Origin of the sequence: Streptomyces calidiresistens (assembly GCF_014141525.1) — a bacterium.
Taxonomy (GTDB): domain Bacteria; phylum Actinomycetota; class Actinomycetes; order Streptomycetales; family Streptomycetaceae; genus Streptomyces; species Streptomyces calidiresistens.
In genome coordinates, this window is record NZ_VKHS01001053.1 from 1 (window position 1) to 1,559 (window position 1,559).

General features: G+C 72.0%; 2 protein-coding genes. Both read right to left on the reverse strand.

The annotated features are described in order from the left end of the window. On the reverse strand, positions 1-671 hold a 671-nt coding region (locus FOE67_RS25365), incomplete at its 3' end, for a redox-sensing transcriptional repressor Rex (protein WP_182667154.1). Between the two features lie 406 nt (positions 672-1,077). Further along, a complete protein-coding gene (locus FOE67_RS25370; protein WP_228474280.1) occupies positions 1,078-1,317 on the reverse strand; it encodes a glutaredoxin family protein in 240 nt (79 codons plus the stop codon). Between the last annotated feature and the right edge of the window lie 242 nt (positions 1,318-1,559).

Consider the following 1,559-nt stretch of genomic DNA (forward strand, 5'->3'; position numbering starts at 1 on the left):
GGCGACGCCTCACCCGCCTTGCGCTGCTCGTGGAAGGCGAGGATCTGCAGTTCGATGGAGAGGTCCACCTTGCGCACGTCCACGCCCTCGGGCACGGAGAGCACGGTGGGCGCGAAGTTCAGGATGGAGGTGACGCCGGCCTCGACGAGACGGTCGCAGACCTGCTGCGCGGCACCGGCCGGGGTCGCGATCACCCCGATGGAGACCCCGTTCTCCTCGATGATCGTCTCCAGCTCGTCGATGTGCTGGACCGCGATGCCCGCGACGGGCCGACCGGTCATCGCCGGGTCGGCGTCGATCAGGGCGGCGACGCGGAAGCCGCGGGAGGCGAACCCGCCGTAGTTGGCGAGGGCGGCGCCCAGGTTTCCGATACCGACGATGACGACCGGCCAGTCCTGGGTGAGCCCGAGCTCCCGCGAGATCTGGTAGACGAGATACTCGACGTCGTAGCCGACCCCTCGCGTGCCGTAGCTGCCGAGGTAGGAGAAGTCCTTGCGGAGCTTGGCGGAGTTGACCCCCGCCGCGCCGGCGAGTTCCTCGGATGAGACGGTGGGCACCGACCGCTCGGAGAGCGCGGTCAGCGCGCGCAGGTACAGGGGTAGCCGGGCCACCGTCGCCTCGGGGATCCCTCGGCTGCGGGTCGCCGGTCGATGGGGGCGGCCAGTTGCCACGTTGCTCCTGCCGGTCGGGCCAAGCGGTGAGCGGCCGGCCGGAACCGGTCCGCTCCATCCCCGCCAGGCTATGTCTTTGTGAACGCGTGCACAAAGATACTGTCCGTTTTGCCCGGCCAAAGTGACCGGTGCCACATGCACCGACAAGGTCACGAAATGACACTCCTCACACACGCGACGGCGACGGACACATTCCGACAAAACGACCTCGGATCGCTCGCCGAATCCGGATGAAACCCTTCATTTCCCCCCGGTCCCGGGGAAGGCTCCGGTACCGGGGAGGGGACCGCCCCCGGGGCCGTTCGCCCCGGGCCGGACCCCGCCCGGCGTCCGGAACGGAACCGATCCGCAAGCCGCGGGGGCCGAACGGCCCACCGGGATCGGCGCCCCGGACCGGCGGGCCGGCTCAACTCCCCGGCGCCCCGAGCGCGGCCCGCAGCCGATCCTCCCGAACCCGCCAGAAGTCGTGCTGCCGCCCGTCGATCAGGACCACCGGGATCTGCTCCCAGTACTCCTCGTGCAGCTCGGGCTCGCGGGTGATGTCCCGCTCCTCCCAGCGCACACCGAGGTCCGCGCACACGGCCTCCACCGTCGCACGGGCGTCGTCGCACAGATGACACCCCGGCTTACCGATCAGCGTCACCAGCCGGTCCGGGTGTTCCCCGCCGGTGGGTGATTCCCGCCTCGTCGTCCCGGGCGGCCCGGCGGGTTCCGCCGGGCCGCCGGCGTCCGACCGGCGACGCCCCGGCGTCAGCCGGGAGAGCAGGGACCGCCCGCCGCGCGACGCGGACCGGACACCGGACGGCCCGGGGGTGGAGTCGGCGGACGGACCCGTGGAGCCGGGGGTACCCGTGGAACCAGGGGCACCGGGGGTACCGGGGGTAGGAG